Annotated in this window: 12 protein-coding genes and 1 riboswitch; of the genes, 10 read left to right on the top strand and 2 right to left on the bottom strand. The window is 62.1% G+C overall.

Annotated elements, in window-relative coordinates; translation table 11 throughout:
• Positions 1 to 61 precede the first annotated feature (61 nt).
• The 9 genes from trpB to BH682_RS15820 all read left to right on the top strand — a co-directional run bounded on the left by trpB (position 62) and on the right by BH682_RS15820 (position 13,153).
• On the top strand, positions 62 to 1,411 hold the full coding sequence (trpB, locus tag BH682_RS15860; RefSeq protein ID WP_007728699.1) for a tryptophan synthase subunit beta: 1,350 nt from the start codon (positions 62 to 64) through the stop codon (positions 1,409 to 1,411).
• The gene (gene trpA, locus BH682_RS15855) at positions 1,408 to 2,211 is read left to right on the top strand and encodes a tryptophan synthase subunit alpha (RefSeq protein ID WP_003944010.1); all 804 of its coding nucleotides are present in this window, start codon (positions 1,408 to 1,410) and stop codon (positions 2,209 to 2,211) included. Before trpB ends, trpA begins: the two co-directional genes overlap by 4 nt.
• Positions 2,208 to 3,266, top strand: a complete 1,059-nt coding sequence (gene lgt / locus BH682_RS15850) for a prolipoprotein diacylglyceryl transferase (protein ID WP_190287664.1) — start codon at positions 2,208 to 2,210, stop codon at positions 3,264 to 3,266. The genes trpA and lgt overlap by 4 nt, the downstream gene beginning before the upstream one ends.
• A complete protein-coding gene (locus tag BH682_RS15845) occupies positions 3,263 to 3,688 on the top strand; it encodes a TM2 domain-containing protein (RefSeq protein WP_030536756.1) in 426 nt (141 codons plus the stop codon). The genes lgt and BH682_RS15845 overlap by 4 nt, the downstream gene beginning before the upstream one ends.
• A gap of 126 nt (positions 3,689 to 3,814) precedes the next feature.
• Positions 3,815 to 4,642, top strand: coding sequence for a TM2 domain-containing protein (locus BH682_RS15840; RefSeq protein ID WP_047272252.1), 828 nt, complete (start codon positions 3,815 to 3,817; stop codon positions 4,640 to 4,642).
• Between the two features lie 133 nt (positions 4,643 to 4,775).
• On the top strand, positions 4,776 to 9,275 hold the full coding sequence (gene gltB, locus BH682_RS15835; RefSeq protein ID WP_075833330.1) for a glutamate synthase large subunit: 4,500 nt from the start codon (positions 4,776 to 4,778) through the stop codon (positions 9,273 to 9,275).
• Complete coding sequence (locus BH682_RS15830; RefSeq protein WP_063316092.1) at positions 9,268 to 10,770, top strand: glutamate synthase subunit beta; 1,503 nt, start codon at positions 9,268 to 9,270, stop codon at positions 10,768 to 10,770. Before gltB ends, BH682_RS15830 begins: the two co-directional genes overlap by 8 nt.
• Before the next feature lie 82 nt (positions 10,771 to 10,852).
• The gene (pyk, locus tag BH682_RS15825) at positions 10,853 to 12,271 is read left to right on the top strand and encodes a pyruvate kinase (protein ID WP_003944038.1); all 1,419 of its coding nucleotides are present in this window, start codon (positions 10,853 to 10,855) and stop codon (positions 12,269 to 12,271) included.
• Entirely contained in the window at positions 12,272 to 13,153 is an 882-nt protein-coding gene (locus BH682_RS15820) for an acyl-CoA thioesterase (RefSeq protein ID WP_003944096.1), read from the top strand.
• Positions 13,154 to 13,186: 33 nt separating this feature from the next.
• Here BH682_RS15820 and BH682_RS15815 read toward each other — a convergent pair whose 3' ends face one another.
• On the bottom strand, positions 13,187 to 13,690 hold the full coding sequence (locus BH682_RS15815) for an SRPBCC domain-containing protein (protein WP_042923025.1): 504 nt from the start codon (positions 13,688 to 13,690) through the stop codon (positions 13,187 to 13,189).
• A gap of 174 nt (positions 13,691 to 13,864) precedes the next feature.
• A riboswitch (ZMP/ZTP riboswitch) is annotated at positions 13,865 to 13,945 on the top strand.
• 23 nt (positions 13,946 to 13,968) lie between these two features.
• On the opposite strand from BH682_RS15815, the gene BH682_RS15810 reads away from it, so the two are divergent.
• Positions 13,969 to 14,904 carry a bifunctional 5,10-methylenetetrahydrofolate dehydrogenase/5,10-methenyltetrahydrofolate cyclohydrolase gene (locus tag BH682_RS15810; RefSeq protein ID WP_075835305.1) on the top strand — a complete coding sequence of 312 codons (936 nt, stop codon included), beginning with the start codon at positions 13,969 to 13,971 and terminating at the stop codon, positions 14,902 to 14,904.
• Positions 14,905 to 15,070: 166 nt separating this feature from the next.
• Here the strand turns inward: BH682_RS15810 and BH682_RS15805 are convergent, their stop codons facing one another.
• Complete coding sequence (locus tag BH682_RS15805; protein WP_075833328.1) at positions 15,071 to 15,703, bottom strand: AMIN-like domain-containing (lipo)protein; 633 nt, start codon at positions 15,701 to 15,703, stop codon at positions 15,071 to 15,073.
• Between the last annotated feature and the right edge of the window lie 9 nt (positions 15,704 to 15,712).

Raw genomic sequence — 15,712 nt, 5'->3', positions numbered from 1 at the left:
CCCGGCGTGCTTTGATGCACCCGGGCGGTGACCAGCGACACCGTTGGGGCAGACTGGTGGGGTGACTTCACGTACTCAGGAACCAGGCTCCGGTGCAATATTCAAGGGCGGCAATCTGCCGCCGGCCAGCGCGGGACTCACCGAGCGCTCCCACGATCCCGACGCCGGAGGCCATTTCGGCGTCTACGGCGGACGGCATGTGCCGGAAGCCCTCATGGCGGTTATCGACGAAGTCACTGCGGAGTACGAAAAGGCTCGCGCGGACGACACGTTCTTGAACGAACTCGACCGCTTGCAGCGCGATTACACCGGGCGCCCGTCGCCGATTTTCGAGGCAACGCGAATGAGCGAGTTCGCCGGCGGTGCGCGCATCCTTCTCAAGCGTGAAGATCTGAACCACACCGGTTCTCACAAGATCAACAACGTTCTCGGTCAGGTTCTGCTGGCAAAGCGTATGGGCAAGACCCGCATCATCGCCGAGACCGGAGCGGGCCAGCACGGTGTGGCATCGGCCACCGCCTGTGCACTGCTCGGTCTCGAGTGCGTCATCTACATGGGTGCTGTCGACACCGAACGGCAAGCACTCAACGTCGCGCGCATGCGACTTCTCGGCGCGGAGGTCGTCTCGGTCGAGACCGGTTCGCGCACGCTCAAGGACGCGATCAACGAAGCCTTGCGCGACTGGGTTTCCCACGCGGACAACACCTATTACTGCTTCGGTACCGCGGCAGGCCCGCACCCGTTCCCCACCATCGTTCGGGACTTCCAGCGAGTGGTCGGCCTCGAAACACGCGTCCAGGTTCAGGCACTGACCGGCCGCCTGCCCGATGCAGTCACAGCCTGCGTCGGAGGCGGCTCCAACGCAATCGGAATCTTCCACCCGTTCATCGACGATCTGTCGGTACGGCTGGTTGGCTACGAAGCAGCCGGCGACGGTGTCGAAACCGGAAGGCATGCAGCAACGTTCGCCGGCGGTACCCCTGGCGCATTCCAGGGTGCCTACTCGTACCTGCTCCAGGACGAAGACGGTCAGACCATCGAATCGCACTCGATCTCTGCTGGTCTGGACTACCCGGGCGTCGGACCCGAGCACGCTTACCTGAGCGATATCGGGCGCGCGACCTACGAACCCGTCACCGACAGTGAAGCCATGGATGCGCTGCTGCTGCTCTCACGCCGCGAGGGCATCATCCCGGCCATCGAATCGGCCCACGCCGTCGCCGGCGCACTCCGACTGGGCAAAGAACTCGGTGAGGGCGCGATCATCGTCGTCAATCTCTCCGGTCGCGGTGACAAGGACATGGACACCGCCGCAAGCTGGTTCGGTCTTTTCGACGGCGCCTCAGGTCAGGCAGCCGCTCCGGATGATGCAGCAGACGAGAACGACAACACGGAAGGCTCGGACAAGTGAGCGAACGACCATCACGCCTCGCACCCACCTTTGCCGCGTGCAAGGCTGACAAGCGTGCCGCCCTCGTCGGTTACCTGCCTGCCGGTTATCCGACCGTTCCCGAATCGATCGACGTGTTCAAGGCGATGGTCGACGGCGGCTGCGACATCATCGAAGTCGGTGTCGCGTATTCCGATCCGGTCATGGACGGTCCGACCATCCAGCGTGCAGCCGAAACCGCACTCACCAACGGCGTTCGCCTTCGCGACATCTTCACCGTGATCGAGCAGATCAGTTCGGTCGGCGGCAAGGCCGTCGTGATGACCTACTGGAACCCGGTACTGCAGTACGGCGTCGACAAGTTCGCACGAGACCTCGCTTCCGCCGGCGGGCTCGGACTGATCACCCCCAACCTCATTCCGGAAGAAGCCGGCGCCTGGATGGAAGCATCCGAGGAGCACCACCTCGACCGGATCTTCCTTGTCGCTCCGTCCTCGACGGAAGAACGACTCGCGATGACACTCGATGCGAGTAGTGGATTCATCTACGCGGCCTCGACGATGGGTGTCACCGGCGCTCGCGACGCCGTGTCTTCGATGGCTCCGGAACTGACCGCACGAATCCGCGCGCATTCCGACATTCCCGTCGGCGTCGGATTGGGAGTTCGCTCCGGCGCACAGGCTGCCGAAATCGCGGCATACGCCGATGCCGTCATCGTCGGCTCGGCTCTGGTCTCCGCGGTCGAGAACGGCCTGGGAGCGGTTCGCTCGCTCACCGAAGAACTCGCCGAGGGCGTCCGCTCGGCTACCGTGGCGTCGTGACCTCAACTGTGGACCTGCTGGCCTATATCCCCAGCCCGCCCCAAGGCGTCTGGTACGTCGGACCGGTGGCGCTTCGCGCCTACGCGCTCTTCATCATCCTCGGCATCATCGTCGCGATCGTGTGGGGAGATCGTCGTTGGGTCGCCCGCGGCGGCGAGAAGGGGACCGTTCTCGACATCGCGATCTGGGCCGTTCCCTTCGGTCTGATCGGTGGCAGGCTCTACCACGTTTTGACCGACTGGCCCGCCTATTTCGGCGAGAACGGTCAGCCACTCGACGCACTCAAGGTGTGGCAGGGAGGCCTCGGAATCTGGGGAGCAGTGTTCCTCGGCGGCATCGGTGCGTGGATCGGCTGCCGTCGACGCGGCATTCCGGTGTCCGCGCTCGGTGATGCGATTGCGCCCGGAATCTTGCTCGCGCAGGCCATCGGTCGTATCGGCAACTACTTCAACCAGGAGTTGTACGGTCGCGAGACCACCGTCCCGTGGGGCCTCGAGATCTTCGAGCGTGTGAACTCTTCCGGCCAGCTCGATCAACTGGCAGGTGTCTCCAACGGAGAAGTCATTCGGGTCGTTCACCCGACGTTCCTCTACGAAGCTGTGTGGAATGTCCTGATCGTGATCCTGCTGGTCCTCGTCGACCGCCGATTCAAGATCGGCCACGGACGTCTGTTTGCTCTGTACGTCGCGGGCTATTGCCTGGGCCGGTTCGTCGTCGAACTGATGCGCGACGATTTCGCCTATGAGATCGCCGGCATTCGCGTCAACACATTCACTTCGGGGATCGTGTTCTTCGCCGCACTGGCCTACTTCTTCCTGGCGAAGAAGGGTCGTGAGGATCCGGCTGATTTGAAGTCGAAGGACTACGTCGCTGCGGTAGCTGCCGGCGAAGCAGGAGTCGCGGTGCCAGTTACCGAAACTGATTCGGCGAAGGCCGATGCTGAAGATTCTGAATCCGATGCTGCTGAATCCGCTTCCAGTGAGGCAAGCGCCTCCACGGCAGCGTCGGATGAGTCGTCGGACGCGGTGAAGCTGTCGAAGAAAGACAAGCCGTGACAGGTCCCTATTCGCAGGGGGGATTCCCCGAGGATCAGGGACCGGTCTACGGCGCGCCCAATCCGTACGGATATCAGCAGCCATTGCCGCCTCCATCGATGTACGGGTTCGGAGATCCCTACGCCCCGTACGGTCGGCACCCGGTAACCGGGGAACCGTATTCCGACAAGTCGAAGGCCACCGCTGGACTGTTGCAGATCTTGCTGGGCTTCTTCGGAATCTGTGGAGTCGGGCGCCTCTATATCGGAAGTGTCGGCATCGGATTGTGCCAACTGCTCGGCATGTTCTTCGCGCTGTTCATGTCGGCGTTCCTCATCGGAATTCCATTTGCGATCGGAATCTGGATCTGGGCGTTCGTCGACGGCATCGTGATACTTTCGGGCAATGCGCGGGACGGTGCTCGCCGGCCATTGCGAGGATGAGTCGCGAGCGCGAACCGAGGAAACATGTGTGGGGGACTGGCCTCGAGAAGGTCGAACCTTCTCGAAGTCCGATAACAAAAGCTATTACGTACCGTCGTCGAATCGAAGGAAAGTACGTTGCCTAACTTGAACAAGAATCCGGAACCTTCCGAGTCGGGGGACTCGTCTGGATCACAGCCGCCGGTTCCACCGCAGTTCGGGTCGCCGTTCGACTACGACGCGACGGCGGATGCGTCGTTGACGGAAACCTCGGCACCCACCGAAAAGACGCCGTCGACGGAGACCACCGGCACCGGTCCAGGCTGGGACACGTATTCGGGAGTCGGAAACGGTCCGGGGTGGGGAAACCACCCCATCTACCCGCCGCCGACCGGAACCGAATCGACCACAGCGTTTCCCGCTGCCGATTCTGATTCCACCCCGAATCAGCCGACAGCGCCGTACACGTCGCAGGAAAGTTACGCCGCCCAGAACTATCCGGCGACCGACTATCCGGCGCCGGACTACTCGAGCCCGACCCAAACCCCGACGGACGGTCCCGTCTACGGTGCACCGGCAGATCAGACTCCGAATCCCTACGCGGCTCCGCCGCAGGGCTACCCCCAGCCGGGATACTCACAGCCGGGTTACGGTCAGCCTCAGGGGTACCCACAAGCTCAGGGTTATCCTCAGCCTGGCTACGGCCTGGTCGACCCGTCCGCACCATACGGACGTGACCCGATGACCGGTGAACCGTACTCGGACAAGTCGAAGACGACTGCCGGATTGCTGGGCATTCTGCTCGGCGGATTCGGTGCAGGACGTTTTTATCTCAACCAGCCCGGCATGGCTGTCGCACAGATCGCGGTCACTTGGTTGACGTGTGGAATCGGTGGCATCTGGCCGCTCATCGACGGAATCATGATGTTGACCGGCAGTGTGCGCGATCAGTACAACCGCCCTTTGCGTAGCTGATCGAAACGACCCTCGGCAAGTGTGACCCCCTGATGCCTCGGTATCAGGGGGTCACCGTTTTGCTCTCGCGACCTGCGGTTATGGGCTGATAAACTAGCGCACGTCGGCTGCATGTCCGCGTGGAGGTCGCCGAGTGCTGTTTTCTCGAATACCTGAACCTCGGGGCCTGTACGACCCCGATCAGGAAACCGATTCGTGTGGTGTAGCCGTGGTAGCAGACACCTCTGGACGCCACCTGCATTCCATTGTCGACGATGCGCTCGCGGTCCTGGGCAATCTCTCCCATCGCGGCGCAGTTGGGCGCGAATCCAACAGCGGAGACGGCGCGGGCATTCTGATTCAGCTGCCGACGGAGTTCTTCGACGCGGTGACCGAGTTCGAGCTTCCACCACCCAACGCGATGGGTGAGAACACCTACGCGGCCGGAAACTGCTTTCTCCCGGTGGATCAGGAAGCACGTTGGCGCGCGGTAGTTCGGATACACCGGTACGCAGCGGCAGAAGGACTGCAGATTATCGGGTGGCGAGAGGTGCCGGTCGACCGAGACTGCGTCGGAACCGTTGCCGCGCAGTGCGCTCCGTACGTCAGTCAGTGTTTTGTGACGTGCGCCGAGTCGCGAGATCGTAGTGTGGGCGGAATTGCCTTGGACAGACGAGTGTTTGCGCTCAGGAGACAGGTCGAGCGGATTCACTGTGCCAACACTGCAGTGTATTTCCCCTCGTTGTCCGCCCGAACCATCGTGTACAAGGGCATGCTGACGCCGACGCAGTTACCCGGTTACTTCACCGACCTACGCGACGACCGAATGCGAACTGCGTTGGCAGTCGTGCACAGTCGATACTCCACGAACACATTTCCGTCGTGGCCACTCGCTCAGCCGTATCGCTGCATCGCCCACAACGGCGAGATCAATACGATTGTGGGAAACAGGAATTGGATGCGCGCTCGCGAGCCGATGCTGCGGAGCACACTTTTAGGTGGGGACATCGATCGCCTGTTTCCGATCTGCACCCCGGGAGGATCCGACTCTTCGTCGTTCGACGAAGTACTGGAGTTTTTGACGCTCGGGGGCCGCAGTGTGCAACACGCCATCGCGATGATGATTCCCGGAGCCTGGGAGAACGATTCTTCGATGCCCGACGAGATAAAGGCCTTCTACCAATTTCACGGTTGTCTGATGGAACCGTGGGACGGTCCGGCGTCCGTGACGTTCAGCGACGGCATTGTTGTCGGGGCCGTGTTGGATCGCAACGGTCTTCGCCCAGGGCGATGGTGGCGGATGAAGAACGACCGTATCGTGTTGGCCAGTGAGAGCGGTGTGTTCGACGCTCCCACGTCCGAGGTGTTGGAGAAGGGGCGCCTCGAACCGGGACGCATGTTTCTCGTGGACACCGCTCGCCATCGGATCGTTTCCGATGCGGAGATCAAGTCCGAACTCGCGAGCACAGCCCCCTACCGGGACTGGGTCGACGGGGGATTGGTCGACCTCGAGGATATCCCCGAGACTGCGCCTGCCCGAGGCGATCCGGCTCCGCTGTTGCAACGGCAGTTGCTCTTCGGATACCACGCCGAGGACCTGCGGGACATTCTTGTCCCGATGGCAAGCTCAGGATCGGAGCCGTTGGGATCGATGGGTGTCGACACGCCTCTCGCCGTTCTTTCGGATCGGCCGAAGCTGTTGTACGACTACTTTATTCAGCTCTTTGCTCAGGTGACCAACCCGCCATTGGACGCGATTCGCGAGGAAGTCGTCACTACGCTTGGTGTCACCCTCGGCGCTGAGCAGAACTTGTTCGAAGCGTCGGCGCTGTCGTGCCGAAGGATTGTTCTCGACAAACCGGTGATCGGACCGGGGAAGATGGCGAAGGTCGCCGAACTATACGGCGCAAGAACTCCGAGAAGCGCTGTCCTTCGCGCAGGTTTCGATCCGAGGGGCAGTCTCACCGAAGGCGTCGAGAGGCTTCGTGAGTCCGCCCGAACAGCCGCCGCAGCCGGAATCGAGATTCTGGTGATCTCCGACCGTGGATCAGGCCCTGAGCAGGCTCCCATTCCGTCATTGCTCGCAGTATCAGCCGTGCACCACGATCTGGTTCGTCATGGCCTGCGGACCAAGGTTTCCCTTGTCGTCGACTCGGGTGACGCGCGCGAAGTTCATCACATCGCGCTGCTGATCGGCTACGGTGCGGCGGCTGTCCACCCGTATCTTGCTCTCGAATCTGTCCAAGCCCTCAGCGAGCAGGACGAACTTCCCGGGATAGATCCGAAGACTGCGTCGGACAACTACCTGAGAGCAACAAATTTCGGCGTGCTCAAAGTGATGTCGAAGATGGGAATCGCTACGGTTCACTCCTACACGGGCGCACAGGTATTCGAGGCCGTGGGCTTGGGTCGAGAGTTGGTCGACGAATACTTCTGCAACACACGGAGCCGGATCGGCGGGATCGGTATCACCGAAGTCGCGCGCGAAGTTCTGATGCGCCACACGGCTGCGTTCTCGTCGTCCGCAGTGCAGCATCGTCAGTTCGACAATCGTCAGTTGACCGACAGCGGACAGTACCGGTATCGCCGCGATGGTGAATTGCATGTGTTCACACCCGAATCCGTGTTCTTCCTTCAGCACGCGACCCGGACGGGGCGAAGTGAAATCTTTCGCCGCTACAGCGATGAAGTCGATCGACTGAGCGCGCAGGGCGGAACACCGCGGGGATTGTTTCGATTTCGGTGTGAGGTTCGTCCGCCGATTCCGCTCGATCAGGTCGAACCCGTCGAGATGATTCTCGCTCGATTCAACACCGGTGCGATGAGCTACGGCTCCCTCTCTGCGGAGGCGCACGAGACGATGGCGGTTGCGATGAATGCTCTCGGCGGGCGTTCCAACACCGGTGAGGGCGGAGAGTCGCCGGAGCGGTTGCGTGACGACAAGCGTCGAAGCGCAGTCAAGCAGGTCGCGAGTGGGCGCTTCGGGGTGACCAGCGATTACCTGGTCAATGCCACCGACATTCAGATCAAGATGGCCCAAGGTGCCAAGCCCGGTGAAGGAGGGCAGCTTCCGGGGTCCAAGGTGTACCCGTGGATCGCGGAAACCCGGTACTCGACGCCTGGGGTCGGGCTCATTTCTCCGCCCCCGCACCACGACATCTATTCGATCGAGGATCTCGCCCAATTGATCTATGACCTCAGATGCGCAAACGATCGTGCGCGGATACACGTGAAATTGGTCAGCGCAGTCGGAGTCGGGACTGTTGCGGCAGGTGTGGCCAAAGCGCACGCCGACGTGGTGCTGATCTCCGGTCACGACGGTGGGACGGGTGCTGCGGCACTCTCGTCCATCCACCACGCGGGTACGCCGTGGGAGATCGGGCTGGCCGAAACTCAGCAGACCCTGGTGCTCAACGGGTTACGCGATCGGATCGTCGTCCAGTGTGACGGGGGTTTGCGCACGGCGCGGGACGTCGTCGTCGCCGCGTTGCTGGGGGCGCAGGAGTACGGGTTTTCCACGGCGCCACTCATCGCGGCCGGGTGCGTCATGATGCGGGTATGTCACCTCGACACCTGCCCTGTCGGAGTAGCGACGCAGAATCCCGAACTGCGCGAGCGATTCACCGGCCGGCCCGAGTACGTCGAGAACTTCTTTCGCTTCATCGCCGACGACGTACGACGGCTGTTGGCAGAACTGGGGTTTCGAAGTATCGACGATGCTCTGGGGCACGCAGACGTATTGGAAATGTCTCCGGCGGTGGCACATTGGAAGAGTCGCACGTTGGACCTCTCACCACTCTTCGACGTTCCGGCCGCGCCGGCCGGCGCGGCCTTCCAACCGTATGTACCTACTTCGAGCGAACTCGAACGCACCCTGATCAAGTTGGCTGCGAACTCCCTCGAGGACGCTCGACCGGTGCATATCGAACTGCCAGTACACAATACGGATCGAGCGGTGGGAACGAGGCTGGGCGCTGAGGTGACCAGACGCTACGGCGCCGTCGGGCTACCTCAAGGCACCATCGACGTCGTGCTCCGTGGAACGGCAGGCCAGTCACTCGGTGCGTTCCTGCCACCGGGCATCTCGCTGGTCGTCGTCGGCGATGCAAACGATTACGTGGGAAAGGGGCTCTCGGGTGGACGAATCGCGCTTCGGCCGAGTGAGGACGCACCCTTCGTGGCCGAGGAGCAGGTGATTGCCGGCAATACGCTGCTGTACGGCGCTACGAGCGGTGCGCTCTATGCCAGGGGGCGTGTCGGGGAACGATTCGCGGTGCGCAACTCGGGTGCGGTCGCTGTGGTGGAAGGCGTCGGCGACCATGCGTGCGAGTACATGACCGGGGGTCGCGTCGTCATCATCGGCCCAACCGGTAGGAACCTTGCTGCGGGAATGTCCGGCGGACTTGCCTTCGTACTCGACGTGAAGGCAGAAAAGGTCAACCGCGACATGGTCGTTCTGGAGCAGCCCTCGGCGGAAGACTGTCGTCAGCTGGTCGACATTCTCGGCACGCATTTGGCCGCTACCGGTTCGCCGGTGGCGGCAAAACTACTCGACGACTGGGGTGGACAGAGTCCGAGATTCACCAAAGTCTTGCCTGTCGATTATCAGAAGGTCGTGGAACAGAACCAACTGGTGGAGCCGGCTCATGCCTGACCCACGCGGGTTCCTCAACGTGAAACGATCCGGCGCACCGACCAGACCGACCGACGTGCGCGTCGGCGACTGGGCGTCGGTATACGAGTCGCTGGATCCCGTCGTGCGAAATCGAGACGTATCTGCACAGGCCTCGCGTTGCATGGACTGCGCTGTGCCGTACTGCCATTCGGCCGACATAGGGTGTCCGCTCGGCAATCTCATTCCGGAATGGAACGACCTGGTTCGGCGTGGACGGTGGTCCGAAGCCTCGGAGAATCTGCATTCCACCAACAATTTCCCCGAGTTCACCGGACATCTGTGCCCCGCACCGTGCGAAACGGCGTGCGTTCTCGCACTCGACGACGAGCACACGTCGGGGGGTGTCACCATCAAGCGCATCGAACAGGCGATCGTCGACAACGCCTGGGAGTCGGGTTCACTGGGACCACGGCCGCCGGTAGTTCACAGCGGAAACCGTGTTGCGGTTGTCGGTTCGGGACCGGCGGGACTGGCCGCGGCTCAACAACTGACACGAGCCGGACACAGTGTCACGGTGTTCGAGCGGAGCGATCGGATCGGGGGACTCCTTCGCTACGGAATTCCGGAATTCAAGTTGCCCAAGGCCCTCATCGACCGGCGGCTGGACCAACTGACCGCCGAGGGGATCAGATTCGTCACCGACTGCGCCGTCGGAGTGAACGTGAGCGCGCACGACCTCTCGACGGAATTCGAGGCGGTAGTCCTGGCGGTCGGGGCTGATCGTGCCAGAGACACCGACGTACCGGGTCGTAGTCTTCGCGGAATCCATCGTGCGATGACGTACCTGCGTGCGGCCAACCACGAATGCGAGGGTGATGGTGCGTCGAGCATCTCGGCGCGAGGTAAGAACGTCGTGATCATCGGTGGCGGCGACACGGCCGCCGACTGCCTCGGCACGGTGCATCGCCAAGGCGCCCTCTCGGTGACGGAATTGGATTACCACGTCCCACCTCCGGCACACCGCGATCGAGATCGCGACCCATGGCCGCTGTGGCCGCGGCTCCTACGCACCTCGCCGGCGGACGAGGAGGGCAGTGACAAACGATTCCGATGGGCGGCGCAGGAATTTCTCGACGACGGTGGGGGTGCGGTCCGCGCAATCCGGATGGTTCCGGTAGCCGTGTCACGAGCGAAGGACGGACAACGGACCCTGGTGGAGACCGGCGACACGACGGATCTGGTGTGCGAGATGGTCCTGCTCGCTCTGGGTTTCGACGGCGTCGAAACCGCCCCGCTGCTCACCGACCTTGATGTCGGCACCGATCCACTCGGCAGAATCAAGTGTGATGTCGGGTGGCAGACCCGGACACCCGGCGTATTCGTCTGCGGCGACGCGCATCGCGGGGCGTCGCTGGTCGTGTGGGCGATTGCCGAGGGACGGTCGGCCGCACGTGCCGTCGACATGTTTCTCACAGGCGAGTCGGCGCTTCCGGCTCCGGTTCATCCAAAGGCATTTCCGCTGTTCGTGAGCTGACCAACTGAATCGAGTAAGTACAGAAAGTGCAGGTCGCAAATGCCGGATAGAAGTGCGGTGGGGTAGCGACTAGGCTCGAGCCGTGAACCGACGGACAAAAATTGTATGCACACTTGGACCTGCGACAGCTTCTGGCGACCGCATCCGTGAGCTCGTGGAGAGCGGCATGGACGTGGCGCGCCTCAACTTCAGCCACGGCGAGCATGCCGATCACGAAGAAAACTACATTCGCGTCCGCGCCGCGTCGGACGCCACCGGAAAGGCCGTCGGTGTTCTCGCCGACCTTCAGGGGCCCAAGATTCGCCTCGGCCGATTCAAGGACGAGCGGACCACCTGGGCCAACGGTGAAGAGGTTCGTATCACCGTCGACGACGTCGAGGGAACGCACGATCGCGTCGGGACCACGTACAAGGAATTGGCGCGCGACGCCAAGGCCGGCGATCGACTGCTGGTCGACGACGGAAAGGTCGGCCTGGTCGTCACGTCCATCGACGGCAACGACGTCGTCTGTCGGGTCACCGAAGGCGGTCCGGTCAGCAACAACAAGGGCCTCTCACTGCCCGGTATGAACGTCTCCGTTCCAGCCCTGTCGGGCAAGGACATCGCCGACCTCGAGTTCGCTCTCAAGCTGGGTGTCGACTTCATTGCACTCTCCTTCGTTCGCTCACCGGCGGACGTCGAATTGGTTCACGCCATCATGGATCGAGTCGGGCGCCGCGTTCCCGTCATCGCGAAGCTCGAGAAGCCCGAGGCCATCGACAATCTCGAAGCCATCGTGCTCGCGTTCGACGCCGTCATGGTCGCCCGCGGTGACCTCGGTGTCGAGTTGCCGCTCGAGCAGGTCCCGCTCGTTCAGAAGCGCGCAATCCAGATTGCTCGTGAGAACGCGAAGCCGGTCATCGTCGCGACGCAGATGCTCGAGTCGATGATCGAGAACTCACGTCCCACTCGCGCAGAGGCATCCGATGTCGCCAACGCCGTTCTCGACGGCGCCGACGCAGTCATGCTCTCGGGCGAGACTTCGGTGGGCAAGTACGTCATGGAAACCGTTCGCACCATGGCCCGCATCGTCGAGGCCGTCGAGAACGAATCGACCCGTGTCCCACCGTTGACCCACGTCCCGCGCACCAAGCGCGGTGTCATCTCGTACGCAGCACGCGACATCGGCGAACGTCTCGACGCCAAGGCCTTGGTTGCGTTCACTCAGTCCGGTGACACGGTGCGTCGACTGGCTCGTCTGCACACGCCGCTGCCGTTGCTCGCCTTCACACCGCTGCCCGCGGTGCGCAGTCAGCTGACGCTGACGTGGGGAACCGAGACGTTCCTGGTCGATGCGGTGGCCACCACCGACGAGATGGTGCGTCAGGTGGACAGTGCGTTGCTCTCCCTCGGGCGGTACGTCAAGGGCGACCTCGTGGTCATCGTTGCCGGATCCCCTCCGGGAACTGTCGGTTCCACCAACCTCATTCACGTCCACCGTATCGGCGAAGAGGACCACTGAGTGACCCACGCGAACGCGTCCACCGACCTCGGTACTCTCCTCGGTCTGTTGGATCTGGAGCAGATCGGTGAAGACGCGTTCCGTGGATACCACCCGAAACAGGTAGGTTCGCGGACGTTCGGCGGTCAGTTGGTGTCTCAGGCACTGATGGCCGCCGGGCGGACCGTCGACGGTGATCGCCCCATCCATGCGGTGAATGCCCATTTCATTCGCGGCGGAGATGTCAAGGCGCCCATCGAGTATCGGGTGGATCGTCATCGCGACGGGCGGGCGTTCGCCAACCGTCAGGTGACTGCCTATCAGGGTGAGAACGAATTGTTCGTGATGCTCGCGGCGTTCCAGGACTCCGGCAAGGGGCTCGACCATGCTGTCGAGATCCCGGATGTTCCACTTCCGGAGTCGTTGCCTCCCATCGGCGATCATCTGGTGGGGTACGAGGAAAAACTGCCGCATTTCAGTGCGGCGCTCAAGCCGATCGACATGCGGTACGCCAACGATCCGGCGTGGATCCTCAAGGGCACCGGCGAGAAACTCAACCACAATCGGGTGTGGATGCGCCCCGACGGTGATCTGCCGGACGATTCGCTCATTCACGCTGCGACGCTGGCATATTCGTCCGACACCACCGTGCTCGATTCGATTCTGACCACTCATGGTTTGTCCTGGGGTCATGATCGTATCGTCGCGGCGACGGTCAATCATTCGATCTGGTTCCATCGCCCGTTCCGGTTCACCGACTGGGTTCTGTACGCCACCGAATCGCCGGTCGCCGCAGGTTCGCGCGGTCTGGCAACGGGACGGTACTTCTCGGTGGAAGGTCTGCTGTTGGCGACGGTGGTCCAAGAAGGAATGATCAGGCATTTCCCGCGTAAAGGAGAATGAGATGCGGGCCCGAGACTGAACTCGGGCCCAGAATCAAGCAGACTTGCGATATTGCGGTGAGAGTTCGTCGGCGCGGTCCCACGGAGACCAGTCGACTTCGCGTCCATCGAGTTGGGCCGCAACAACTTCCAAGCCCGCGTGCCAACCGGCGGCGTGCGCGTACGCGGACTCTTCGTCTTCCATCGTGTGGGTGAGAGTCAGCCAACAGCCGCCGGTGCCGTCCGGTGCCAGTTCCCAATGCAGAGTGTCTGCGTCCCAGAGGAATTCGAGAATTCGGTGCGGGTGGACGCTGATGACCGTCCCGCGCGTCACGTGATCTGCGGGCAGTCCGAAACGCTCGACTTGTTCCGGTGTCACCTTGAACAGTAGATCCGCGCCGGGAGTGAGATCGAAATCGACGTCCGCCGGAAACCAGGCGTCGAGGTACTCGCGTTCCGTTATCACTTTCCAGACCTTGTCCGGTGCGTGCGGAATCGCCAGTTGGAAGCTCAGTGACACCCGACCGTCATAGGTCAGGTTTATCTTGCCGTTGTCCATCGGTGCCTCCAATGCTTGGTGCCCGTGCGGTTGCCCCCATCGTGCCATCTAATTGCACAGGATGGAATAACTGCAGGTCAGATCGTTACCTATTGATAGGTTATGTCGATTTGTCTCGTTTCGTGAGTGGCGTTCTCGACGCGTTTCGTGGCGGTGAAGCAACCGCGCGGTACGCTGACCACGCACGACTGGCGCGGGTGGGGATTACCACCGGGGAGTGCACATCGCGAGGCATCGACCGCCTGGGTGCTTCACACATCTTGTGTGAAGGGGGATCCATGTCTACCGAGAATCGGCCTACCGAAAACGTCTCTACCAAGAATCTGTCGACCCAGACCGCGCCCGCTCGAATAATCGACGGACGCGCAATTGCCGATGGTGCGCTCGCGGACCTGTCAGTGCGCACCAGGCAGTTTCGTGATGAGGCGGGGCACGTTCCTTGCCTGGCCGCCGTCATCGTGGGAGCGGACCCGGCCTCGAAGGCGTATGTACAGATGAAGGCCAAACGATCTGTCGCCGTCGGAATGACGTCGCGGACGGTCGAACTCCCGGTGAGTACAACCACCGAAGAACTGGTCGGCGTGCTGAGAGCGTTGTCGGCGGACCCTTCGATCGACGGCATACTGCTGCAACACCCGGTGCCAGACCACATCGACGAACGGGCCGCGTTCGATGCCATCTCGGCCGACAAAGACGTTGACGGCGTCACTTCGGCATCTTTTGCGGCAATGGCGTTGACCGGTGGGGGATTCGAATCATGTACACCGAGTGGCATCCTGCGCCTGCTCGACGCCACAGGCGTCGAACTCTCCGGAAAGCATGCTGTCGTGGTCGGCCGAAGCCCGATACTCGGATTGCCGATGGGAATGCTCCTCCTGCGTCGAGGCGCAACGGTGACATACTGCCATTCGCGCACCGTCGACCTGGCCGCCCACGTCGCCTCGGCAGACGTCGTCATCGCGGCCGTCGGTGTTCCGGAACTGATCAAAGGGGCGTGGATCAAGTCTGGGGCAGTGGTGATCGATGCGGGGTACAACGAGGGCAACGTCGGAGATGTGGAGTACGCCGCTGCGCTCCCACATGCCGGTGCGATCACACCAGTGCCGGGTGGCGTCGGCCCCATGACGGTGGCAGTCCTGCTGGAACAAACACTGGCAGCAGCAGTTCGAGCAGCGGACGTTCGGGCATGCAGTGAGAGTTCGGGCATGGAGTGAGAATCATGACAGTCGTGTTGAACCGGACCCCGCAATCGCCTCGGATCGATTGTGAGACCTCGGTTTCGAGACGGAGTATTCATCCGCCCCGCGATAACCGAATTACCGCGTCGAGCACCGCTGCGCTGGAATGGCTGAGCTGAGCGCGCAATTGGGTATTCGACAGTCAGCTGTCTGCCTTGGGGATGTCGATCGTCAACTGGGACGGTGAATCGGATGTCGATACGGTGTATGCCGGACGGATGTCGACCGTGCCGACAAACGACTGCAGGATCGCACTGTTCCTGGCTGCACTGTCTATGCGCGTGATGTTTTCGCCCTCGTGAGATACGGAGTTGAGCGACGAATCCGATTGGACTCCCATCAGGTCGACTTGAAGTATCGATCGACTTCCGACGTCCACGACTGTGCTGTCACCCGCTCGGATTGCTTCGCTGACATATTCGGTTTTCCAGAACACAGATCCGCTTCCGTCGAAGCGATAGGTGATGCGGGTGAAACCATCGTGATCGATCACGTCGATCTCGGTCACGTCGACGCGCGGAGTCGGTGAAGGGACCTCCGTGTCGTTCGGGAACGGGGGAGGCACGGAGATCTCGGTGGATGGGGCATCGATCGGGGGAGAGCCGACCTGAAGGGTGCCGGTCTGTGTTGCAGCATCGAGCGCGGCCTGGGTGGAAGATTCGCCGGCAGTGCTGGATTCGCCGGCAGTATTGGATTGGCCGTCTGTTTGACACCCGGTGAGCAGCGCGAGAATCGATATGGCTCCGAGCAGAGCAATCAGCCGGTGACCGTTCATGGATCGAAT

Source organism: Rhodococcus sp. YL-1 (genome assembly GCF_001942025.1).
GTDB lineage: Bacteria > Actinomycetota > Actinomycetes > Mycobacteriales > Mycobacteriaceae > Rhodococcus_F > Rhodococcus_F qingshengii.
The sequence above is the reverse complement of the archived record's forward strand: the minus strand, read 5'-3'. Positions and strand labels throughout refer to the sequence as shown.